This is a genomic window from Enterobacter sp. CGMCC 5087 (genome assembly GCF_003144775.1).
Classification (GTDB): Bacteria; Pseudomonadota; Gammaproteobacteria; order Enterobacterales; family Enterobacteriaceae; genus Enterobacter; species Enterobacter cloacae_M.
Map to the genome: position 1 here is coordinate 1 of NZ_QFXN01000303.1, position 385 is coordinate 385.

Here is a 385-nt window from a genome sequence, read left to right on the forward strand (position 1 = left end):
CAGATAAAATCGCAACTTACTGAGATCCAGCTGCTCCAGCGTCATCGGAACCTGTGATGTCAACTCAAGGGTGATCGCCGAAACATCTGTACCGCTGTAAGCACTGACATTCTCAAGCGTGGCCGGAAAGATCCACAGATCGTGGCAGGTCTGAAAATGACACACCGTCTCATCCTGAACAATACTGTCGAGCGCGCACCCGCGCCCCAGAAATGCGGGCTGTGCCAGAGCCCCGGCAACCGGCGTAAACTGAACAATGGTCATGGAGGGAACAGGACGCAGGTAATTCGGCCACAGCATATTGAGCAGACCATGCGTCAGTTCCGGAAACTCATCTTCGATTTTGGCGCGCAGGCTACCCGTCAGAAACGCGAACCCCTCCAGC

General features: G+C 55.1%; 1 protein-coding gene. It reads right to left on the bottom strand.

Annotated features, from left to right (window positions below; all coding sequences use genetic code 11):
* Positions 1 to 385: type VI secretion system baseplate subunit TssF (locus tag DEO48_RS24870; RefSeq protein ID WP_181367056.1), on the bottom strand; the 385-nt coding region annotated here is incomplete at both ends.